Source organism: Paenibacillus sp. TY11 (genome assembly GCF_059772165.1).
This window is the reverse complement of record NZ_JCBAIQ010000009.1, coordinates 227653-250165: the sequence shown is the minus strand read 5'-3', so window position 1 is coordinate 250165 and position 22513 is coordinate 227653. Positions and strand designations below refer to the sequence as shown.

Genomic DNA, 22513 nt, shown 5'->3' with positions numbered 1-22513 from the left:
TCCAGTCATCAGGAACCTGAAATCGAGAGTGCAGCCAGCTTGAGCGAAGGGGATGTGCAGCTTCCCGTAAAACGCAAATCGTTGCCAACTTCCTCTACCTGCTGCAACACGTCAAAGAAGTTGCCCGATACGGTGATCTGATTGACTGCTCTGACTACTTGCCCCTGTTCAATCCAGTATCCCAGACAAGCCAACGAAAAATTACCGGACGCCGTATTCGTACCCGCATGCAGCCCTTGCAGCTCGACGATCATCAGCCCGCGATCCGTCTTGCGAATCATGTCCTCCAACGTAGACGTGCCTGGTTCCACATATAGATTATGATACGATACACCGATTTTACCGTTATAACTGCCCTTGGAAGCATTAGAGGTACTTTCCACCCCAGCCTTGCGAGCCGTCTTGCGATTATGGAAATACGTCCGTAGTTCGCCGTCCTTGATGATCTCATTACGATGCGTTGCGCTGCCTTCGGCATCAAACGTACTGCCTGCGGGAACGTTCTCCATCAGCGGATCATCAATCAGCGTAATATGCTCACTTGCCACCTTTTGCCCCAGTTTCCCAGCCAATCGCGAAAAGCCTTTATCCACCGACTCCGCTGAAAATACCGACGTATACGCAGCTAGCAATTGCGCTGCTGCATCATGACGGAAAATGACCGGATAGTTATCCGATTGGATCGTGTGCGCACCCAGCTTGGAAACAGCCTCTTTTACGGCTTTATGCGCCACATCCGCAATATCGATTTCTTCCACACTTCGCAGCGAATAATCATGCCAGCCCCCGGTAACGGTCTCGTCATGGTCTGCTGCAATCACATACACATAAGCGGTCGCCAGACTTTTGCGACGATGGCAGTGCAGCCCTTTGGTATTCACAATCAGGACTTCATTTTCACGAATGCTGACCGAGCAATGCCGAGCCATCACAATCCTTGGATCTGTGGCAAGCGCTGTACGTTCCATTTCTAGCGCCGCCTCGATCAGAATCTCAGGAGCCGTGTCAGCCAACGCTGAGGCATAGGCAGGCTGCTCAGGATAACTCTCAGAGCCTGCGAACAGCTCATCCTGTTCCTCGCTCTCCAATATGTCAGCATTGCTGCGTGCTTCATCCAATAAAAAGTCGATCACGTCCGGTTCCAGCTTCTCCGTAGAGGCATAGCCCATTTTCCCGTTAATGACGCCCCGGAAGGAAAGTCCACCGTTTTCGACGATGGTATATTGGTCAATTTCTCCCTTCAGTACCTTCACCGAGGTAGAACGTCCATTTACATAGTAGATTTCCATATCCGCGTAGCCGATTTCCCGGCCTTTTGTGAACAACGCTTCCTGAAATTTCTGAATATTCATCGCTTATTCCCCCTTTCGTCCGCCGACAGTCATCTCGGACACTCGAATTGTCGGCTGTCCGCAGTTGACCGGAAGACTTCCGCTGACCGAGCCGCACATCCCCTGACCATGATCCAGATTGTTGCCGACCATATCAATATTTTGCAGGGTTTCAATCCCTTTGCCGATTAGCGTTGCGCCTTTGACCGGCTCGGCAATTTTTCCGTTGCGAATCATATACGCCTCTTCGACTGCAAAATTAAACTCGCTCGTCGAGGTATTCACCGAACCACCACCCAGCGATTTGGCATAGATTCCGTACTCCGTATTGGCAATGATTTCTTCACGGGTCGAATCCCCGTTCGCAATAAACGTATTGTTCATACGGGACGCAGGCGCGAATTTATAGGATTGTCTTCGTCCCGACCCCGTTGCAGGTACACCCATCTGGCGCGAGCCCATACGGTCGATCAGATATCCTTTTAAAATGCCGTTCTCAATTAATACATTGCGCTGTGTCGGCGCTCCTTCATCATCGATATTGAGCGAGCCCCACGCGTTCTGAATCGTTCCATCATCTATAGCCGTGACAAGCGGTGAAGCCACCTGCTGCCCGATCTTATTGGCAAACACTGAGGTTCCATGAGCCACCGCCGTAGATTCCAACCCGTGTCCACATGCTTCGTGAAAAAGAACGCCGCCGAAGCCATTCTCAATCACGACAGGCAGTCTGCCGCTAGGTGCATATCCCGCTTTGACCATCGTGGTCGCAATACGAGCGGCGTGTCTCGCATTTTCTTCGATATTCAGATTCTCCAAGAATTCAGTCCCTGCATACGCTCCCGGCCCACGGAACCCGGATTGTCTATGCTCCCCATCGGTCGCAATCGCGCTTATTCTCATGCGTGTATACGTACGGGTATCCTCCACCAGCAGCCCGTTGCTATTGGCGATCAGCACGTTTTGGATTGAGTTACTAATCCCAATGGAAGTCTGCGTGATGGAAGGATCATATTGGCTTGCTGCCTCATGCGCCCGTCTCATCATGTCAATCTTGGCGCGTTTCTGTGAAGCGTCAGGAATGATCGCAATCGGATGTTGGTTAGGAATCGCGTGGGGATGGAGTGTAATGGTGTGTGTCCCTGGTGCTCCACCGCTGCGAATGGCCTTGGCAGCCGATTTGGCCAGTCGAATCAGGCTCTGTTCGCTCATATCACTGGTATAGGCATACACCGAGAAATGCTCCTTCATGATCCGAATACCAATCCCAAAATCCCGGCCTGACAGCGCCGTATCCACGACTCCCCCGGTCATGCCCAGTTGTCCATTGGTACGGTCCTCAACGAACACCTCTGCAAAATCTCCGCCCGTCTCCAGCGCGACTTGCAGTATATCCTGAATCTGTGTTGGATGTATCATCACGTTCCTCCTCGTTTTTGCCATGTTTCTTATTGTACGGATATTCGTTCAAGAAAATATGCGGGTTCATGTTTATTTCCCATAACTTTACTATACATGATGTTGGGAGTGGGTGTAACTATCTGGGCGGCGAGTGATTTGGGGGAGGACGAAGATTTCATGTGTGGAGATTGGGAGAGGGAAAATGGGAAAACCCGATCAGACCGTAAGAGGTCATATCGGGTTTGGCTTTTTAAAGAGGTTGTACGTGCAACCAAGGACGCTACGTAGACGGATCATTCTTCCAATCGCTGTTGCCCCCAGATTTTTTTGATTATATTTTAACGGTAAAAATCCGGGTTCAAAGGCGCACGCTCCGCTTCTTCAGAACGATTCCGTCCCCTCCGCTGCTATGCTTGGGTTTGCTTCATTTTGTTTGCCAAAATACTTTTTTTCAAACGGACCTTAAACAATTTCCTGCGTAAATCCAGTTCCATGATATGAAGATGATCGGCCGCTTCTTTGACTGTTTCCATGTGCAGTATGCTTGCCTTTTAAGAAATAATAGCCAGCGCATCCCAAATGAGCTTTGTGCATGTTTTAAGTCTCTCCATGTGTTCGTCTTCTTGCTGTATCAAGCTTTCGTATTCTTCAGCTGTATTTTCAGATAGTTTCGTATGTCCAACGCTCTTTAGTATCTTGGGTTGGGTATCCAAGTTATCATCTCCTTTTTATTCAAAGTGTAGCAAAGGATGATAACGGATGTGGTACGTGGATACGTAGCATATAAAAACAAAATCCCGATAATGTAGGTTTAAAATAAAAAAATCTGAAAGTGAACTCTGTATAGTGAGTTCACTTTCAGATTATTCTCTTAAGCTGTTAACTATTCTCTACTATTCCTTTAAAATGATTTCTCTCCATTAGCTTGCGGCGGTACTTCAGTACTCTTCTTAAGCCCGACTCAATCTCCTTTTTAGTGCAAGGTACAGTTATCGTAATTTCATTGTAAAATAGCATATTAGACGTATTCTCACCTTGTGTAATTACACTTGCAATTTGACTTTCCATTAACCAAATATCCGATTTAGTCTTGGAAGAACGGGTTGGAAACATAAATAGTTTCAAAATAGGACTTATACAAATGGGGATTTTATTTCCATAGCCGGTCATTAATCTGGCCGCTTTTCGCACCCCGTCATATTCAGCCCCGTAATGTAACATCGTATCTTTTAATAGGTTAATAGGTATTCTGGGATCTTGAAACGTGCGCATCTCCTCATATATCTGCGTGATCCAACATCCTGACGAGTCAAGCGTAGGTAATAACACTAATGTGTTCGGTTTAATTAAATACGCCATCTTCTTTTTGATTCACCTGCCCTTTCTCATGAACTTGTCGTTCAAGATGAAAGGAGTATACTAACATTATGTTGGTATACTCCAACATGCCCTCTCCCCCTATAGCGTAGTGTCCAGCTTAACTATAGGGGAGAGGTCCATTGAATTAATATGTACTCACCTCCCTTCGAGTGATTTTTGTTAACCATCTTTCTATTTTTAAGATGTCATCCTTGTTACCCGAGAGATAGTAGTAATTCTCTTTACCTCTACGTATTCCTTTAAATAGTTCCCATTGCTCCTGATCTGGAGAAAAATTGATCACATCGAGCTTAGACATCCTTTCTTGGACTGTCTTTAATTTGCTTTCAAAGTTCATGTGTTTGGTTCCTAAAATAGCATAGTATGCAAGGGCTTGCAGTAATGGAAAAGATGCCAACATTGTTTTATGATAATTTCCAATAGTATCAGGGGGGTGCAGCTTAAAAAGAAACTGAAACCATGAGTTTATCAAATCTATATTTTCATCATAACTTAGTTTATTTTTAATATTTCCTTTCGGCAGTTCACTTTTTAACTCGCAGGTTAAAAAGATTGAAACAAGTTTTCTTAATTGCGATAAGTTAAGAAAACTTGTATTACTAGGCCTCATTAAACTTTTAAGTTCTCTCTCTACCTTCGCCCTAATTAAATCCATATTTTGTTCAAGAACGTCATTAGATATTCGATTAATTTCATTCCTTGAATCGTAAGCGATTAATTTTGAGAGCGCTACCTTCTTGCCTTTAGTATTAAAGTCTACATACGCTTGCATAATTTCTTCTTGGTTTAATCCTTCGTAAATCTGTAATGCAATAGAACTTTCATCAATGAAAATTCTTAGTGATTCACTTTGAGCAAGTTCTTTTGGATCAATAGACTTTTGCTTTTGATCAATAACAGTAGAAATTTGTGAAAGAGCAAGTAATCTTCCATTCCCATCTATAATGGTTAATCCCTCAGAAAAAGGATCATTTTCATTCTCTCCTTCTGAATATCTCGCAACAACCAATGGAGGTAAGTAGATTTCATTATTCAGAATATTTTCCACAATATAATTTCGAATTGCTCTAATCCTTGTTTGGCTTACATCAAAAAATTTCACTTTATCCTCAGCAACATATTTTAACAAATCCTTAATTTTAAACAGTTCTATAGACTGTTTAAAATCATTGCGATAACTCATATGTTAAGATCACCTCTTTTTGCTTCAATAATTTCAAGGAAAGAACTAGTGAGCTTATTAATAGCAGTTGCACTACTGAAACCAGCAAGTCTTTTTTTACTCTTATCATAATATGGATAAAAAATGGGGTCTGTATGCTTCCAAGTACATTCATTTTTCAAGTTATCCAGCAAGTTAATTGCCTCCATATATGAAATATCATTATTTCTTTTTAAATAATTCACTATATTTGCAAGTACAATTTGAACTGTGGTAATACCTGATACATACTTAGTACGGTTATTAGCTTTTTGGGGGAATATTTCAATCCATTTACGAAAAAAAGAGATGGCTATAGGTTTAATTTCATTAATTTTAACCTCCTGATAAGACTCTTCTCCCTCCCTAATGTTTAAATTCCCTTCAAACATAGCTATCAAACACCTTCTCATGCCTACCAATGTGGTTAGAGCTGAATTTTGTCTCGATAGTCTTGAGAGTGTTTCTTCAATCTCAAATTCAGATTTTAAGGCATGAGAAATTTCGCGGACAAGTTCTGAATACTGATCTCGTTTATCATACTTAACAATTAGCCCACCATGCAGTTCTCTACGTTCAGTGTTGATATCACTAAAAAGCTGTCTTTCTTGTTGTGTATCAATATCTAAGTAAATTTGCATAGATATTGGATAATTATTAAGCTTTTCTAATATTTTTTTCTTCGATTCTATTTCTTCATCATCTGTGTCCGTTGTTGTATTGTAAATACTTGTCTGGATTCTTTGAATTGCGAGATTCATACCACTTATCCGATGCTGGCCGTCTAATACAATTAATTTAGAATCAGTGGGCATCTCCCAACCATTTGATACCTGCGTTAAAGCTCCTCGAGCTGAAAAAATAAATGGGGAGAAATAAAACCAGTCTTTCTGAGCTGCATTTAAAATAAAATCTCTAATTTGATTTCGTTTTCTAACATCAAGCTGCCTTTGTACATACTCATCCACTTCAAAAATTGTATTCAAGTATCTAAAAGGAAGCTGTGTCAACAATATCTTTTTCCCAAACTGAATGTAGTCTTTTCCTGGTAACCTTGTTGTTATGTTGTGCTCATACATTACCCTCACCTCTTTTTTCATTATAGACACTATATTTGGATTTGAATAGAATTTTATTCATATAAATTCCATATTCAATCTATCTCCATTCACTATACTCATATTCATTTTTTTCAGTAATACCTAATGCTACTGAAACTCTGCTGCTTTCTATTTTAAATTTGTCTGCGGTTCTTTTCTGATATACTTCTTTTCAATTAAAGCCCTCTTTTTTCTACTGCTTGGGTAAAGTCAGCTAGAATTTAATCATAGACTTATCCATTTAATTGTTAAAACGTAACAAACCTAGAACATTGGAGGTTAAGCTTGTTCTTTGCTTTCATATACACCATAGCAAACAAGTTTTGCACGTTAAGGTAACCGTCAGTCTTTCCCCTTTGCAGCTTTTATAGATCTATTTATACCTCTAAGCAAGACGCTGTACATTCGGCTTTAAAACCTTAGTATGCCATTTTCATAACGCTTTAGAGTTTCAGACAATTTCACCATAGTTGTTAATCGGGTGCGCCTGAACCAATCCTATTCCTCTCTACCTTCTGTTCTTTTTAAGGTGGATGCATTGCGTCCGCATTCAACCACATATACGCCATGAGTAGTGGCAACGCTCATACGTCAAATTGTAGGATAAAGTTGTGTGAGGAACACCATGCTATAATTTTTCGGCAGATGTGTTCAAACATTTAGTTTTTTTAATTTAGCGGATTATCAAGCCAATTGTGAAAGGGTTTCCGTGGTTGTTCGTGAACAGTTCTCCGCCCCAACATTCTCTTGGGTTGTTGTTGCTTAGGTGTGGGGAGCGTTCCAACTATTCCTTTGTTACATCAGTGATTCTCTTTTTTGAAAAAACTCATGCAAAATACCGTCCATGTCTTATTGCAACGCGTTATCAAGTAAAGTACAAACCATCAAAAATAAATCTGTATGTTATAAAGCATAGTACGCAAATCTTTTCCGCCAATCTACGGTTAGTCGTTTTAAATGTTCCTTTATGATACTAGGTAGCGATGATTCCAAAGGATATCAACATCAAGGGTGCCCTGCGATGAACATAGCTACACAGGCTTTTCTTTTTGCAACTGAGAACGGGACATGACCGCATCCAGTTCAGTCGCAAAAAAACTAGCAAAAGCAAATCTTTTTCTTAAACTATAAGATGGATCTACCAAGGAAGAGTAACTCGTACTTCTCCGGCTGCTTATGTCTGCTTATACCACTTTTCTTGGTAGCATAATGGCTCTTACGATCTATCCATACTGATAGAGATATTCTTGCTATCATCACAATTATACTAATATGTTAGTTGCCATAGACTGATTCACCTGTTTGAATGTGTTGTGTTGACTTTATTACATGAATTAGGTCATGAACCATATCTTCATTTATTTAGCGGTGTGATACTTCATATCACGTTAGAATCGTTATTTTAAAAACCAAATGTCAGCACTCTTCCGTCTCTATCCGATTATCTAAACATTGATAATAAGAGGTAAATATGATATAATATTTTTTTTCAAAAATTCATGATTATTTCCTAGCATCAAAAATCCCGCCTTGCACTGTCCTCCATATAACAGACTTTTCGATTTGCTCTCATTACCCGCCGTTCTTAATATCAAAAAATCCTCGTACTGCTTTTACAATATTCTTTTTTTGAACTCCAGTCTATTTAGGTAGTCCTGTGAGCACGTAATCTCGCTACTTTATAATATTTTTCTTGTACTTCTTTACCAAAATTAAATAAAAACTCATCACGTTTTATGTATCAAACTCTTTTCGAATGTATATCATATGTATATACATCATGCAAAGGATGGGGTATAATTGGAAGATAAAACGAGAAGGGGTATGATTCTCATGACGACTACTACGCTCAGCAAATGGGGAAATAGCATTGCGATCCGTATTCCGAATCAGTTACTTAAACATCTTGATTTGGAGGAAGGCTCTGAGGTTGAAATGATCGTAACATCTGAAAAAGAAATTATCCTTCGGCCTCTCATAAAACCTCAAGAAACGAATGAAGAATTGCGCGACCACTTAGCTATGCTACTTTCAAAGATTAAAACAGATTCGCCACGTCACAACGAAGTTGATCTTGGTATTGAGGGAGACGAATTGATTTGATCATTCCTGCACGCGGAGATTTGGTCTGGCTAGATTTTGATCCACAAGCCGGACACGAACAAGCTGGACGCCGGCCCGCAATCACACTATCTGATAAACCTTTTAATGAGTTGACTGGTTTTGCCGTCATGTGCCCCATCACGAACCAATCTAAAAATTACGCATTCGAAGTTCCTTTACCAGACGGATTGCCCTTTAGCGGCGTTGCTCTCACCGATCAAATGAAAAGTCTGGATGTTAGAAAGCGTAGAATTAAAATTGTTGGTAATGTATCTCCTGACTCCGATTTTATGAAAAGTGTCCTTCGGAATACTCGATCCATATTAGCGTGAAAAGCGTTCCTCTTCATAAAACCCAAGCAAAGTTTAAATAAGGAATCCGAATTGGAAGATAGATGTAGAGAGGTGAAAACAAGCAGTCCATCCTCAACCGAGGATCAGCTGCTTATTTTCTATGAGCTTCATCATTTTTTACGTTTGCAATCCCCATAGTAACAGCCTATCCTTTTGCATTTGACGCAGGCAGTCGATTTCGAAAGAATACTTTGACGAATGACCCACTTTTAGGATTCGGTGCAGTGCTATGTTTCTGACCGTAGCGCTTAATGGAGGCAATTACGCCGCTGGGTGGTGTAGCTTTTCTGGCAGACTGGCTATGCTTTTTGCTAATTGTAGGTGAATGGGTAGCTACAGGACATCCCTCATTATAAAAGCTACTTCTCCTCCTTCAGGCTCAGGTCATGACGTACCTATAAAGATATGAAAAAGCGGCTCTTTTTACGAAGTGTTTGCAAATCTCTGGGGTATACGCTCCACGTGCCTTTTGAATGAAAATAATATATGCCCGCACTCAACCCTCCTACAACTTCTTGAGCGTGGGGACATTTTCAAATTGCTTTCCATCTCTTGCATATCAATGTTTCTCATCTCGATATATTACTACCACGCACTCCACATGTGTCGAGGCAATGGTAAGGATATAGTTGGAATTAATTGCTCCATTCAAAAATAGTTTAATTGCCTTCTATTTTTACCTGCTCTCTTCTTAGCAAAGAATAATGATATTGATCACATATAGAACCATCACTAAACCAATAATGCTCTCGATAAGTCCCCTCCAGCTTAAAATGGAATTTTTCTAATAATTTTATGGATGCTTGATTACATGCCGCAACCGTTCCATAAATTTTATTCAACTCCAAATCCTTACGTTCAAAAATAGTGCTTATAAATAACTCAAGTAATACATTTGCATGTCCTTGTTTTCTATGTTTTAAAGGCAAGTAATATCCGATCTCGGCACTTTTATTTCGAGAATTATAGTCAAAAAGCTGTATCTTGCCTACCCGTTTATTATTGTTACTTTTATCAACTAAGATATATATTAATAGCCCATTCGCAAGTCTCTTCAGTACATTCACTTTATAATTGTTATATGGAGGTAGTTCGTTTATGGGTCGGCAAGTATGTTGCTCTTTTTCGGTTTCAGTAAGACTCCAATCATATAAGTCTGGTAAGTAATCTTCAATATTCCCACTATTTAAAGGTACAAGAACCCATATCATTCTATCACTCCATTATTAAAATTAGATCGATTTTGGTTTAAGTATCTGATTTGGCAACACGAAAAGCATCGTAATGGCAAACCATGTGGCGTATCACCTTATTTCCATATTAGCGCATGTTACACTTCCCTCCCGTATCACCTGCTTCCAAAAATAAACATAGTAAATCCCCCAATCAATGGGTCATTCTGTAAACTAAATCTCTCTTTTAACCGATAAATACATATGCTGGGTTGTTTATTAAATATCACCTCTCGTTCTTTTATAGCGTACAAACCTTGTACTACATATCAATCTTGACTGACAGTTGTACTCATCTGCTGCTTCTGTAATCAGAAGCGAATGCAAGATGACGTGCTTCACTTGGAAATACCCATCGCATCTAGAAAGGAGTCATGAACACACTTGAGTGTATTATCAGATGGGATCGGATATGAAAGCCTACGCTTTTATGGTCCCTTTCAACCACTACACATCGAACAACTTCAAATAACACGTACCATTAACGATCATGCCTTTTTACATATCAGTGGGTTGCTCTCCGAAGAACAGGGAGCAGCTTGTATCGGACAGGATATGGAGCAAGAGCCCATTGTGATTCGTCAGTTGGATGATCAGGGACAATCGTTGAGAAGGCTGTTCCATGGGATTGTTACGCGCATGTCCGTACACTGTGTACGAGGCGTGTATACGTTTGAACTGAAGGCCGCGTCCCATTCGTACCAGATGGATATCAAACGTAAAAGACGCTCCTATCAAGATATTCACCGCACCTATGATGATCTGGTCACTGCGCTGGTTCGAAAATATCAGTACGGAGATGCCATTGAGCAACCATGCCAAACTGGAGACATTTGTTTTACAATATGAGGAGACCGATTGGGCGTTTTTAAAACGTCTCGCCTCCCGCTTTGGTTCCGTACTCGTGCCAGAGGTAACCGCAGCCTCACCCAAGGTTTTCTTCGGAATGCCCGAAGGCAAGCAGCATAAGGTGGAGCGAGATGTATTTTATCGAGTACGTAAAACGTTTCATGAGCTAGATGAGGAAAAGCCGGGAGAACGTGCTAGCTCGTATGTCACCTACATGATCGAAAGTCTACAATACTATGCGCTGGGCGACCTCATCACGTTACCCATCGGACAAGGCAAAGAACTGGTCGTGGTTCGAGCCGTGACCACACTAACGGATGGCTTACTACGCACCCGTTACGATCTTCAATCAGAACAGGATATCCGCTATGCCCGTTATGAAAACGATCAGGCTACTGGAATTTCGCTGACAGGAACGATGCTGAAGGTACAGCAGGATTTTGTACAGCTTCAACTGGACATTGATCCGAAGCAAGATCCTGCCAAAGCGTGCTGGTTTCCAGTGTCCACCCGTTATGTCGCCGAAGAACATAGTGGCTGGTACGATATGCCTGAAATCGGGGAACAGGTGGAATTGTATCTGCCTACACACCGCGAGCAAGATGCCTATGTCACGGATTCACTGCGACAACAACGCCACACCAAAGGACAGCCGAATGTGAAGGTATGGCAACATGTACAAGGTAGCGGCGTAGAAATGTCTGAGCATGAGCTGACTCTATCCACCTCCGGTGAATTTTCCATTACACTGCATGAAAGTAGCGGCATTACCATCGACAGTCCGGGGAATGTGCAGATTCAGGGTGGTCACGTGAAGCTCGATGCTGGGCAGGAACTTTCGCTCGAAGCTGGAACGGCGCTGTATCTAAAAGGCGGGTCCAGCAGCATGGTACTGGATGGTGAGACGGATACCAAAGCTCCGGTGATTTATCAAGAAGGTACGGTGAAAGCTCCTATTTTCGTGGCTGACCTCCCTCCTGTACCTGAGCCGCCACTCATGAGCATAAAAGCATTTGAAGCAGCTCAATCAGCAGCCAAGGATTCAGCTAGCAGCCAAGCCTCTACCCCTAAAGCAAAAGTCACCAGTCCAGCAGAGCTTCAACAGGCGAATGCCATGATGGGGACAGTATCCAAGCTATTAGGCTCCATTCCGGTAATGGGGAAAGTGGCTGGCGTTGTTGTGGGAGCGCTAAGTGGACCTGCGGCGGGTGTGATTCTGAAAGCAACCGCAGCGATCCCTATTCGGAGCAAAGGAACCCCTACCGTTGGAGGCAGTAGCAAGGGGAGCGAAGTTCACCCATTAAAATACTTGGCTGGTTTGGCCATGCAAGGGTTGATCAGTCTACACGAGCACGAGAAAGCTAAACAAGCCTATTATAACAAGTGGATTCTAGGGAAAGTGTATACGAGTGCACGTCATATTGTGAATTCCGGTGGTACATTGGAACTAGTTCAAAACCTACTGAAAGAATCGAATGCCATGGTTCATGCGTATCAGCAAGTTCCGGAAGATGTAAGAAAACGCTGGAGAGCCGATTACGACAGCCGCATGGCACAGCAGCAGTCTAAACAACAAGTTGAGAAGCCTAAGTCTTGGTGGGATAGTTACCTGGATTATACGGGTAGTAGTGCGATGATAAAAAGCCAAATAGCCATGGAGCAGGCACATGCTTCTCAAAAAACAGCAAACAGCCTAGCTGAATTATACAAAGGCATAGAGCAGGCTAATAACGTAAGGTATCAAAATGCAGGAAACTCAATTGGTGAATTTTTAGATTATTGGTCATTTGGTATACCTAAAGGATTGTATCAAGCCTATATGGAGCGCGGACGTAATCAGGGTAACTCTGGTAGTGACGCAATCAATTTTGCTACATTTGGAATAACAGAAGCTATACGTGGAGCTTTGACACCTGAAGATCCTTTATCACCAGACCATTTGTCCAATATCATTAGTGTAGCAGCGATCGTTGAGGGAGCCGGTTCATTTTTCAAGCCGAAAACCATACTAAATTCACCAGTTAAAGAACCTGTTCGTCCAGGTCCTAAAATCATAAATGAAAAAACAGAGCCACTCCACCCTTCAAATTCAAAACCTAATAAAGTTGAGAAGCCAGGCGAGGCTGCTCAGGGAACGGTAAACAGATTTCCAACCAGTCGAATCGATTCTGTAATGGATCAACATGTTATTGAAGAGGTTGCGAAGGCCAGAGGTCGATTGTCCAACAAATACAAAGAAACAGGTAATTTCGCTTATGCAGAAGTGAAGGTGTCAGGAGTTGAGAAGCAAGATTTTTATGCCCATAGTAAAATTCATAGCTCTGCTAAAAAGATACCTGGAACCGAAGAGTTCTCTTTCAAACCCGACAATCCAAAATTCAAGGCAACCGAAGCTCCAGATGCAGAAGGAAATATATATATGAGAGATGGGGATACAGAATATAAAATTTTAAATGATGTAGCAGATAAATTAGGTGATAATCACAATGCATCAGGAAATATTAAGCTTTTCACTGAAAAAGATACATGTGGAAGTTGTAATGAAATCATCCAACAATTTGACAAAGAATATCCTAACGTTAGAATTGAGGTTATCCATAATAGTGGCGTGACTATTAACCCTAAATAATTGAATAAGGTGGTTAAAAAATGGCTTGGAGTTATGATGAGTTAATTGATAGTATCCTTGAGAATTACCAAGATTATAAAAATGAAGAAATGATGAGTAGTAAAGAAGCAATTGCAAGAACATTCTATGATTTTGAAGGATTGATGAATAGAAGTGAAACAGACAAAGCTTTAATTAATGTCGTTTACGGGGAAATATTATTAACTCTTCCAAGAGTTTTGTATACTGTTAAAAACAATTTAAGCAAAAGATTGTCTGAACTAGATTTTAATTTAATTGAGCAAGAACAAAAATTAACCTCCGAGCAATACAGTGACTTATTTAATCGTAAGAATTTTGTATTACAAGAGTTGGAAAATAAGATATTAGACTATTATCCAAGAGTATGTTGGTATTACGATGAATTGACAAATGAAGTTAATGTTTTCTTTAAACAAGTTAACGAAGAAAATGTCTTGGCGGATGAAGTTATTTCTAGTGTATTTCAGCGATTTGAACGTGATTGTAAAAATACATTAAGTGAAAAATTAATCGTGTACACAACACTAGCTGAAAACTTATTAAACCAAGGGCTATCAAAGATTGATGGGCTACAACTAATTAAACAAGAATTACAGCAGTTTAACATAGCAGATATTTTTGAAGAACAATTGTTAGAAAAAGAAAAATTGGAACTAGATAAGCGAATTAAAAACATATTAAGCCAAGTTTCCTCATAGTAGTAATAGATGGTTTAAAACTTCATTGATAAGTTACTACTACAATTTCCCCATATCTAAACGAAAATTTTCCAAAGCTTATTCCAACTTGAATCTTTGAGTAGGGATGAGCTTTTTTTTACACAAAAACAATGACTTGTTATCTCTCCTCATCAGAGTTTAACATAAACACACTAAACTACGGTGGGCAAATATGTTATGTCAAATTGGCCAGATTGGTTTAAGGAAGCACTACGCCAGCGAACAACAGAATTCATGTTCATCAAAAGATGAGCATCTATTCACCAAAATTGGCTTTGGGTACTTCCAAAATGTTGCCCCATGCAGAATTTTGGGCAGAGAGAATCCATCGGACACTTTTAAATTCAAAAGATTTAGTAATTTCTTACTTAAAGAAATTTTAATGGTGATTAAGGATGATGATCCAGATTTATATTTAGATAAGGCTAATTCTCTATTAGAAATTAAGTTAAAAAGGGGGCTCTGGCTGAATTGTATACACACAGTTAGCCCTATAATAGATTTTGTAAAAATATTGTAGTGATCACGATCACGGTTTAGACTGTAAATTTAAGTTAAAATACAAACAATTTTAATTTTATTTCATCTAAAACCAAAGATACCATGATGGATCACAAAGAAAAAACAAGGAAGTGTACAAAGATGAAAAGAACTGATTTACCTCTTGTCTATTCTTGTTCTGGATGTTCCTCCGCAGCACAAACCGCTAACATGATCGCTATACAAATGGATCGAGAAAAAGTCGCTGAAATGTCCTGCATTGCTGGTGTTGGTGGTGATGTCAAACCACTTGTCAGAACAGCAAAATCGGGACGTGACATCATTGCAATTGACGGCTGTCCCTTATCCTGTTGCAAGAGTTGCTTAGCAAGGCATGAAGTTCAACCCAAACACCATTTCCTGCTGTCTGACTTTGACGTACCCAAAATAATAGGAGAAGATCCTAACCCCGATCATTATAGGAATGCTTACACACAAATCTTAGAACAAATTGGACAATAATTCTTAATCAAAATAAAGATGTGTATCGAATGATGACTCATCCTTATTTTAACTCCTTAAAGGTGTTGGTACAGTATACAGTAAAAGTATAGCTGGCTCTTATTATGTAACAATATCGTAAATTAGTTTTTACTGGTGGCTCCTAACACATCTTTAAGGGCCACCAGAATTTCTATTACATCATTTCAGCAGGCAGTCACCTTTAACGCATTCTACCAAAAAAATGATTGCCTTTATTCTCCACTAAAGCTTTTAGCCCATTCAGCAACCCTACGACTACTTTCTTCTTCTGACAAATCCTCGATCCTGGTCATAATAGACCATCTCACTCCACAAGGATCCAATATACTTCCGAATCGATCACCTGAAACAAAGTTTGTCACTGGCTCCCTTACTTTCGCTCCTCTTGCTACCGCCTTTTCAATGACCTGATCAACATTCATTACGTAAATTCCTAAAGAATAACACGCATTGCCTTCATCTGGTGGTAAAACCAATTGATATGTCGGATTCGCTGCTCCCAGCTGCAAAAAACCATTTCCAAAATCTAATTCAGCATGAACAATGATTTTATTGCCATTCTCATCAGGATATTCAGTAATATCCTTAACCCTTGCATTGAAAACTGTTTTATAGAACTCTATTGCTTCCGAAGGATTCTTCACTGTAATAAAAGGGGTAATAGATGTAAAGCCGTTGGGCATTCCATTCTTTGTATATTTACCTGACACTCCCGTATATTCTCTGCTTTCAGTCATTTTTACTCCTCCTTTAAATGATCGTAACAGTTCAATTTTATGCTTATACCTTCATTGGATTGAATCCATCAACTCATAGTAATATTTGGATGCACGAGTCTTATTTAGACTATACCAGGCTTCTAATGTTTTAGAAGAAAACACACCCAGAGCTTTCAAAACGTGTACGGAAAATTCCAACGGAGCTGTTCCAGATGCAGTGATCAGTTTTCCATCCGTTACAGCAGACTCCGTTTTGTAATAATTTTCGCCCGTGTAGGTGGGACAGGTCATTTGGAGGTATTCCAGATCATTGCTTGTATGCCAACGTGAATTCAGCAATCCTGTCTGGGCAAGTCCCATGGTAGCACCACAAATCGCAGCAACCCATATACCTTCCTCTAAACACCTCTCAACGATTTTTAAGATGGGTTGGTGAATGGTTTCTGTCCATGTATCTCCACCGGGTAAAATCAATATATCCGCGCTTTCAATGCTGCATTCATCCAGTTTGATGTCAGGCAGGATTTTCAATCCCCCCATTGTGGTTACAGGAGTCTTTCCCATTCCCACGGTAACTATTTTGGATGGAACCAGCCCCTTTTTATAATATCTTCCCGAGTTCAGTTCGGCAGTTAAGTAACCAATCTCCCAGTCTGCCATGGTGTCAAACACATAAAGATATACCGTACTATTCATTTACGAATTCTCCTTATTTTATAATTTATCAAGTAATACCACCCCTCGGTAATCCATGATTATCCTCATTATAAAAAAGCTTCACTGACATCTGCTGTCAGTGAAGCTTTTAACGTTGATAATATTCCATTAACTCCGACGCAACAGCAACAAGCTTTTTCTTCAAACTCTGTGGTTCGATGACTTGAATGGACTTCCCGTAGGTTAGGAGTAAATAAGGGACATATGTATGAAGTGATTTTTCCTCAAGCAAAAAGATGGCTTGATTGGATGCCCGCTCTTTCAGATGATGCCCCAAAAACCAATGCAGACATAAGTCATCCAATGCCTCTGACCTGCCTCCGATAGTTAAAGAAATTAAACCGTCCTTACCCACTAAATCAGGTAACAGATTTTTCATAAAAAATTCACGGGCCGAAAAAGCTTCGGAACGCTTAAATATGATTTGAGTACGCTTGATTTGTAGAATCCGATCTGCCCGAAAACTACGGATCTCATTCCTTAGGTGACAAAATGCAACAGTATACCACTTGTTGTTCCAGTAAACCATTCCATAGGGGTCTATCATCCTATTCTTGGGTTGTTCTTCATGGCTTGTGCGATAATCCATTTCTACAGAGAATTCGTTGGCTACAGCCTGTTCCAATTCTGCCAATATCGGCTGAAGAGAAGGATCTCCCATGCGATTTATCACTTCAAATCCGGCTAAATGACGGCTAAGTATACTTTCCTGCTCTTGATTCGAATACATTTTCAATTTTGATGTCGCATTGTCTAATGCCTCACTCAAAGGGTATCCAGCCTCTTTTGCAAAAATAGCAGCATGTAGGAGTGCCTTTTTTTCTTCCATATCAAATAGCAGAGGTGCTCTAATAAAATTATTCAGCAAGCTATACCCGCCATTATGACCCGTATCGGATATTATAGGCACTCCACTGGCACATAGTGCATCAATATACCGATAGACTGTCCTTATATTTATTTCTAACTTTTCGGATATTTGTTTTGCCGTCATTTTTACACCGGAATTCAGCATCCATAGAATGGCCAGCATATTATCGTTTTTTGGCATAACCTGAACCCTCCTCTCTCATTAAAGCTCAATCTTTTATAAATATCTTCTTATACTCCCTCTTACCATCTATATTATATGCTTTTTTCTTCTCAAAACTCCCCTCCGATATCTCCTGCTTCCAGAAATACACATTGTAAATACCGCTTCCAATGGGTCATTCTGTAAACTAAATCTCTCTTTTAACCGATAAATACATATTATGGGTTTATTATACAAATCAGCTTCGGGCACTCCCAAGATGTTACCCCATGCGGAATTTTGGGCAGAGAGAATCTATCGGACACTTTTAAATTCAAAAGATTTAGTAATTTCTTACGGTAAAACTTTGGAGAAACTAGAAAGTTCAACTAAACAGACAATTAAAGAAATTTTAATGGTGATTAAGGATGACGATCCAGATTTATATTTAGATAAGGCTAATTCTCTATTAGAAAAATTAAGTTAAAAAGGGGATCTGGATGAATTGTATACACACAGTTAGCCCTATAATAGATTTTGCAAAAATGTTATCGTGACCATTATCACGGTCTAACCTGTAAATTTAAGTTAAAATACAAACAATTTAAATTTGTTTCGTCTAAAACCAAAAATAATGTGATTGATCACAAAAAAAACAGGGAAGTGTACAAAGATGAAAAGAACTGATTTACCTCTTGTTTATTCATGTTCTGGATGTTCTTCCGCAGCACAAACCGCTAACATGATCGCTATACAAATGGATCGAGAAAAAGTCGCTGAAATGTCCTGCATTGCTGGTGTTGGTGGTGATGTCAAACCACTTGTCAGAACAGCAAAATCGGGACGTGACATCATTGCAATTGACGGCTGTCCCTTGTCCTGTTGCAAGAGCTGCTTAGCAAGGCATGAGGTTCAACCCAAACACCATTTCCTGCTGTCTGACTTCGACGTACCCAAAATAATAGGAGAAGATCCTAACCCCAATCATTATAGGAATGCTTACACACAAATCTTAGAACTAATTGGACAATAATTCTTAATCAAAATAAAGGTGTTTATCGAAAGATAGCTCACCTTTATTTTAATTCCTTCAAGGTGTTGGGACAGTATACAGTAAGAGTATAGCTGGCTCTCATTATGTAACAATATCGCAAATTAGTTTTTACTGGTGGCTCCTAACACATCTTTAAGGGCCACCAGTATTTTTTTACTCCCAGTTTAATCATTGGATATAAAAATCCTAAAGAATTTGGAGCTCTAATTGGAAAAAGGGTTTCAGTATATATTTTGATATTAATTGCGCTTTTGTTTTCTATTACAAGCTAATTTCTCGAAGTGAAAAATACAACTCCCCTTCCTCTCCTCCCCCTTCTATCTATCATGCATAAAACTAATATTCAAAAAAATCACATTGTAAATACCGCTTCCAATGGGTCATTCTGTAAACTAAATCTCTCTTTTAACCGATAAATACATATGCTGGGTTGTTTATTAAATATCACCTCTCGTTCTTTTATAGCGTACAAACCTTGTACTACATATCAATCTTGACTGACATTTGTACTCATCTTCGGCTTCTATAATCAGAAGCAAATACAAGATGACGTGCTTCACTTGGAAATACCCGTTGCATCTAGAAAGGAGTCATGAACTCACTTGAGCGTATTATCAGATGGGATCGGATATGAAAGTCTACGCTTTTATGGTCCCTTTCAGCCCCTACACATCGATCTACTTCAAATAACACGTACCATTAATGATCATGCCTATTTACATATCAGCGGCATGCTCTCCGAAGAACAGGGAGCAGCTTGTATCGGTCAAAATATGGAGCAAGAGCCGATTGTGATTCGTCAGTTGGATGATCAGGGACAATCGTTGAGAAGGCTGTTTCATGGGATTGTTACACGTATGTCCGTACACTGTGTGCAAGGCGTGTATACATTTGAACTGGAAGCCGCTTCCCATTCGTACCAGATGGATATCAAACGTAAAAGACGCTCCTACCAAGATATTCACCGCACCTATGATGATCTGGTCACTGCGCTGGTTCGAAAATATCAGTACGGAGATGCCATTGATACGGTAAGCAACCATGCCAAATTGGAGACATTTGTTTTACAATATGATGAGACGGATTGGGCGTTTTTAAAACGTCTCGCTTCTCGCTTTGGCTCCGTACTTGTGCCAGAGGTAACCGCAGCCTCACCCAAGGTTTTCTTTGGAATGCCAGAAGGCAAGCAGCATAAGGTGGAACGGGAAGTATTTTATCGTGTACGAAAAACGTTTCATGAACTGGATACGGAAAAGCCCGGAGAGCGTGCTGGCTCGTATGTCACCTATATGATCGAAAGTCTGCAATACTATGCGCTGGGCGACCTCATCACGTTACCTATAGGACAAGGAAAAGAACTGGTCGTAGTTCGGGCAGTGACCACATTAACGGATGGCTTACTGCGTACCCGTTACGATCTTCAATCCGAACAGGATATCCGCTATGCCCGGTATGAAAACGATCTGTCCACCGGGATTTCGCTGACAGGAACGGTGCTCAAGGTACAACGGGATTTTGTACAGCTTCAACTGGACATCGACTCGAAGCAAGATACTGCCAAAGCCTGCTGGTTTCCCGTAGCCACCCGTTATGTCGCGGAAGAGCATAGCGGCTGGTACGATATGCCTGAGATCGGGGAACAGGTGGAATTGTATCTGCCTACCCACCGCGAACAAGATGCCTATATAACGGATTCACTGCAACAACAACGCCACGCAAATGGACAGCCGAACGTGAAGGTATGGCACATGTGCAAGGTAGCGGCGTAGAAATGTCTGAGCATGAACTAACTCTATCCACCTCCGGTGAATTTTCCATTACACTGCATGAAGGTAACGGCATTACCATCGATAGTCCGGGGAATGTGCAGATTCAGGGTGGTCACGTGAAGCTCAATGCTGGCGAGGAACTTTCATTGGAAGCTGGAACGGCGCTGTATTTAAAAGGCGGAGCTAGCTGCATGGTGCTGGATGGTGAGACGGATACCAAAGCTCCGGTGATTTATCAGGAAGGTACGGTGAAAGCTCCTGTTTTCGTAGCTGACCTCCCTCCTGCGCCTGAGCCACCATTGATGAGCATCAAAGCCTACGAGGCGGCGCAAGCTCCATCAGCAGCTAAGACATCAAGCAGCACTCCTACCGCTAAAGTGACAAGTCCGGCTGCACTTCAACAGGCCAATTCTTTGTTGGGCACGGTATCCAAGCTATTAGGCTCCATTCCAGTGATGGGAAAAGTGGCTGGTGTTGTTGCGGGAGCGTTAAGTGGACCTGCGGCGGGCGTCATTCTAAAAGCAACCGCAGTTATCCCCGTTCGGAGCAAAGGAACTCCTACGATTGGAGGCGGTAAGGGGAACGGCATTCATCCGTTGAAACACTTGGCTGGTTTAGCAATGCAAGGGTTGATTACTCAATATGAGCATGAGCAAGCGAGACATGCCTACTATAGCAAATGGATTCTGGGAAAAGTGTATACAAGCGCACGTCAATTAGCGCATTCCGGTGGCCCATTAGAGCTGGTTCAAAACTTGCTGGCAGCATCAAAAACTATGGTTCATGCCTATCAACAGGTACCTAAAAGTGTTAAAGATAGAATGCTGAGGGAATATAAAGAACAAGAAAAAGCTAGGGCTGAAACTGCTCTTAAAGCAGAAAAAGAAGCTAGAGCTAAAGCTGCCCTTAAAGCAAAAAAAGAAAATACTCCTCCTAAGATCAGTGATGAAGAGTATGAGAAAATTAATAGAGACCATCTCCATTGGGCTGCATATGAAAATTATAGACCTGAAATTCCGCTAGGAAGCTACCGTGCTGAGGACGGGGTAGTACGTAAAGCTAATGGAGATCCAGACTTTAAATACTACGATGACTGGAAACAAAATTATCCAGGTGATTTTTTGATTTTATCCAATCAAGTAGGTATTACTCCAGAGGAACAACGATGGATGAGCTACGCAAACTTATCAGCAGAGCCAGTACCACTTGACGGTCGAGGTGGTGAAGGTAGAGCCCTCAAAAATGAATTCTCCAGAATGGGAAAAGAAGGGGCTTCTGAGAGTGCTAGGCTTGCAAAAGAAAATGTGAGGAGAATTCAACAAAAGATAGATCAAAAAAGCATTACAACCAAAAATTCTGCCGAACCTATTGAGAACACATCAGAAGCTATGCCTTCAAGATCAGGCAACCCAAAGGAGAAAGCGCCTAAAACTGAGGGGACGGCTAAAGCTAGTGAATCTTACTTATCACCAGAGATGGAGCAAAAAATATTAGGGGGAGAGAGAATACCAGGTAAAAATGGACTTAGAGGAGGTCATTCTCCTAATGTGGTAAATAATGCAAATCCAAATTATGCAGTAGAAGTTCTCAGGGAGAATCCAGACGGAACTAAATTTGTTCAATTTTACCATCAGTTTCCAGATGGAACTCTCGCAAAGCTTAAAAAAAGCACAGTATTTCCTAATTCATGGAGTGATGAGAAAACTATAAGCTCTATAAAAAAAATTAGCGATACGCCAGCAGTTGGAAGTCGTACTTCAGATGGGGTAACTACAACTTTGCATAGCGGTACTGTAGATGGTGTTGAAATAGATGTTATTAAAGAAGGCAATAACATTACTGCTGGATATCCGGTGGGAGGTAAACCAACTCCAGGATTTGAACCAATAAATTAGTGGAG

At 40.9% G+C, this 22513-nt stretch carries 18 protein-coding genes and 2 pseudogenes; 10 read left to right on the top strand and 10 right to left on the bottom strand.

Features of this window, described 5'->3' with window-relative positions:
- Positions 1–8 precede the first annotated feature (8 nt).
- The 6 genes from AC6EJC_RS12785 to AC6EJC_RS12760 form a co-directional block, all read right to left on the bottom strand.
- On the bottom strand, positions 9–1352 hold the full coding sequence (locus AC6EJC_RS12785) for a TldD/PmbA family protein (RefSeq protein ID WP_444954272.1): 1344 nt from the start codon (positions 1350–1352) through the stop codon (positions 9–11).
- 3 nt (positions 1353–1355) lie between these two features.
- Positions 1356–2750, bottom strand: coding sequence for a TldD/PmbA family protein (locus AC6EJC_RS12780; RefSeq protein ID WP_444954271.1), 1395 nt, complete (start codon positions 2748–2750; stop codon positions 1356–1358).
- A 533-nt stretch (positions 2751–3283) separates the two neighbouring features.
- Complete coding sequence (locus AC6EJC_RS12775; protein WP_444954270.1) at positions 3284–3445, bottom strand: hypothetical protein; 162 nt, start codon at positions 3443–3445, stop codon at positions 3284–3286.
- Positions 3446–3611: 166 nt separating this feature from the next.
- Complete coding sequence (locus tag AC6EJC_RS12770; RefSeq protein ID WP_444954269.1) at positions 3612–4091, bottom strand: competence protein ComK; 480 nt, start codon at positions 4089–4091, stop codon at positions 3612–3614.
- Between the two features lie 145 nt (positions 4092–4236).
- Positions 4237–5295 carry a DNA sulfur modification protein DndB gene (locus AC6EJC_RS12765; protein ID WP_444954268.1) on the bottom strand — a complete coding sequence of 353 codons (1059 nt, stop codon included), beginning with the start codon at positions 5293–5295 and terminating at the stop codon, positions 4237–4239.
- Positions 5292–6392: a DNA sulfur modification protein DndB gene (locus AC6EJC_RS12760; RefSeq protein WP_444954267.1), complete on the bottom strand. Its 1101-nt coding sequence runs from the start codon at positions 6390–6392 to the stop codon at positions 5292–5294. Before AC6EJC_RS12760 ends, AC6EJC_RS12765 begins: the two co-directional genes overlap by 4 nt.
- Positions 6393–8246: 1854 nt before the next feature.
- Between AC6EJC_RS12760 and AC6EJC_RS12755 the strand changes: the two genes are divergently transcribed.
- The gene (locus AC6EJC_RS12755; RefSeq protein ID WP_444954266.1) at positions 8247–8516 is read left to right on the top strand and encodes an AbrB/MazE/SpoVT family DNA-binding domain-containing protein; all 270 of its coding nucleotides are present in this window, start codon (positions 8247–8249) and stop codon (positions 8514–8516) included.
- On the top strand, positions 8513–8848 hold the full coding sequence (locus tag AC6EJC_RS12750; protein ID WP_134913254.1) for a type II toxin-antitoxin system PemK/MazF family toxin: 336 nt from the start codon (positions 8513–8515) through the stop codon (positions 8846–8848). The genes AC6EJC_RS12755 and AC6EJC_RS12750 overlap by 4 nt, the downstream gene beginning before the upstream one ends.
- A gap of 680 nt (positions 8849–9528) precedes the next feature.
- Here the strand turns inward: AC6EJC_RS12750 and AC6EJC_RS12745 are convergent.
- Positions 9529–10080, bottom strand: a complete 552-nt coding sequence (locus AC6EJC_RS12745) for a GNAT family N-acetyltransferase (protein WP_444954265.1) — start codon at positions 10078–10080, stop codon at positions 9529–9531.
- Between the two features lie 405 nt (positions 10081–10485).
- On the opposite strand from AC6EJC_RS12745, the pseudogene AC6EJC_RS12740 reads away from it, so the two are divergent.
- From AC6EJC_RS12740 to AC6EJC_RS12725, 4 genes and pseudogenes are all read left to right on the top strand, one after another.
- Positions 10486–12467, top strand: a pseudogene (locus AC6EJC_RS12740) (contractile injection system protein, VgrG/Pvc8 family); the annotation flags it as partial.
- Positions 12468–12499: 32 nt separating this feature from the next.
- Positions 12500–13579: a deaminase domain-containing protein gene (locus AC6EJC_RS12735; RefSeq protein WP_444954281.1), complete on the top strand. Its 1080-nt coding sequence runs from the start codon at positions 12500–12502 to the stop codon at positions 13577–13579.
- 20 nt (positions 13580–13599) lie between these two features.
- Positions 13600–14298 (top strand): Imm3 family immunity protein, encoded by a 699-nt coding sequence (locus tag AC6EJC_RS12730; protein WP_444954264.1) that lies wholly within the window; start codon positions 13600–13602, stop codon positions 14296–14298.
- A gap of 663 nt (positions 14299–14961) precedes the next feature.
- On the top strand, positions 14962–15321 hold the full coding sequence (locus AC6EJC_RS12725; RefSeq protein ID WP_013311396.1) for a putative zinc-binding protein: 360 nt from the start codon (positions 14962–14964) through the stop codon (positions 15319–15321).
- Between the two features lie 233 nt (positions 15322–15554).
- On the opposite strand, the gene AC6EJC_RS12720 is transcribed toward AC6EJC_RS12725, so the two are convergent.
- The 3 genes from AC6EJC_RS12720 to AC6EJC_RS12710 all read right to left on the bottom strand — a co-directional run bounded on the left by AC6EJC_RS12720 (position 15555) and on the right by AC6EJC_RS12710 (position 17829).
- On the bottom strand, positions 15555–16079 hold the full coding sequence (locus AC6EJC_RS12720; protein ID WP_444954263.1) for a VOC family protein: 525 nt from the start codon (positions 16077–16079) through the stop codon (positions 15555–15557).
- A 51-nt stretch (positions 16080–16130) separates the two neighbouring features.
- Entirely contained in the window at positions 16131–16757 is a 627-nt protein-coding gene (locus AC6EJC_RS12715; protein WP_444954262.1) for a type 1 glutamine amidotransferase family protein, read from the bottom strand.
- Between the two features lie 109 nt (positions 16758–16866).
- Positions 16867–17829, bottom strand: a complete 963-nt coding sequence (locus AC6EJC_RS12710; protein WP_444954261.1) for a helix-turn-helix transcriptional regulator — start codon at positions 17827–17829, stop codon at positions 16867–16869.
- Positions 17830–18070: 241 nt separating this feature from the next.
- On the opposite strand from AC6EJC_RS12710, the gene AC6EJC_RS12705 reads away from it, so the two are divergent.
- The 4 genes and pseudogenes from AC6EJC_RS12705 to AC6EJC_RS12690 all read left to right on the top strand — a co-directional run bounded on the left by AC6EJC_RS12705 (position 18071) and on the right by AC6EJC_RS12690 (position 22508).
- The gene (locus AC6EJC_RS12705) at positions 18071–18277 is read left to right on the top strand and encodes a hypothetical protein (RefSeq protein ID WP_444954260.1); all 207 of its coding nucleotides are present in this window, start codon (positions 18071–18073) and stop codon (positions 18275–18277) included.
- A 186-nt stretch (positions 18278–18463) separates the two neighbouring features.
- A complete protein-coding gene (locus AC6EJC_RS12700) occupies positions 18464–18823 on the top strand; it encodes a putative zinc-binding protein (RefSeq protein ID WP_444954259.1) in 360 nt (119 codons plus the stop codon).
- A gap of 623 nt (positions 18824–19446) precedes the next feature.
- A pseudogene (locus AC6EJC_RS12695) lies at positions 19447–21426 on the top strand (contractile injection system protein, VgrG/Pvc8 family); the annotation flags it as partial.
- A gap of 8 nt (positions 21427–21434) precedes the next feature.
- The gene (locus tag AC6EJC_RS12690; protein WP_444954280.1) at positions 21435–22508 is read left to right on the top strand and encodes an EndoU domain-containing protein; all 1074 of its coding nucleotides are present in this window, start codon (positions 21435–21437) and stop codon (positions 22506–22508) included.
- The last annotated feature ends 5 nt before the right edge of the window (positions 22509–22513 follow it).

Bases quoted from the DNA above. Each gene is read 5' to 3' on its own strand.
- AC6EJC_RS12760 (WP_444954267.1), bottom strand. From the start codon at position 6,392: ATGTATGAGCACAACATAACAACAAGGTTACCAGGAAAAGACTACATT.
- AC6EJC_RS12710 (WP_444954261.1), bottom strand. From the start codon at position 17,829: ATGCCAAAAAACGATAATATGCTGGCCATTCTATGGATGCTGAATTCC.
- AC6EJC_RS12720 (WP_444954263.1), bottom strand. From the start codon at position 16,079: ATGACTGAAAGCAGAGAATATACGGGAGTGTCAGGTAAATATACAAAG.
- AC6EJC_RS12780 (WP_444954271.1), bottom strand. From the start codon at position 2,750: ATGATACATCCAACACAGATTCAGGATATACTGCAAGTCGCGCTGGAG.
- AC6EJC_RS12700 (WP_444954259.1), top strand. From the start codon at position 18,464: ATGAAAAGAACTGATTTACCTCTTGTTTATTCATGTTCTGGATGTTCT.
- AC6EJC_RS12725 (WP_013311396.1), top strand. From the start codon at position 14,962: ATGAAAAGAACTGATTTACCTCTTGTCTATTCTTGTTCTGGATGTTCC.
- AC6EJC_RS12705 (WP_444954260.1), top strand. From the start codon at position 18,071: ATGTTACCCCATGCGGAATTTTGGGCAGAGAGAATCTATCGGACACTT.
- AC6EJC_RS12745 (WP_444954265.1), bottom strand. From the start codon at position 10,080: ATGATATGGGTTCTTGTACCTTTAAATAGTGGGAATATTGAAGATTAC.
- AC6EJC_RS12690 (WP_444954280.1), top strand. From the start codon at position 21,435: ATGCTGAGGGAATATAAAGAACAAGAAAAAGCTAGGGCTGAAACTGCT.
- AC6EJC_RS12730 (WP_444954264.1), top strand. From the start codon at position 13,600: ATGGCTTGGAGTTATGATGAGTTAATTGATAGTATCCTTGAGAATTAC.
- AC6EJC_RS12715 (WP_444954262.1), bottom strand. From the start codon at position 16,757: ATGAATAGTACGGTATATCTTTATGTGTTTGACACCATGGCAGACTGG.
- AC6EJC_RS12785 (WP_444954272.1), bottom strand. From the start codon at position 1,352: ATGAATATTCAGAAATTTCAGGAAGCGTTGTTCACAAAAGGCCGGGAA.
- AC6EJC_RS12770 (WP_444954269.1), bottom strand. From the start codon at position 4,091: ATGGCGTATTTAATTAAACCGAACACATTAGTGTTATTACCTACGCTT.
- AC6EJC_RS12755 (WP_444954266.1), top strand. From the start codon at position 8,247: ATGACGACTACTACGCTCAGCAAATGGGGAAATAGCATTGCGATCCGT.
- AC6EJC_RS12765 (WP_444954268.1), bottom strand. From the start codon at position 5,295: ATGAGTTATCGCAATGATTTTAAACAGTCTATAGAACTGTTTAAAATT.
- AC6EJC_RS12735 (WP_444954281.1), top strand. From the start codon at position 12,500: ATGGCACAGCAGCAGTCTAAACAACAAGTTGAGAAGCCTAAGTCTTGG.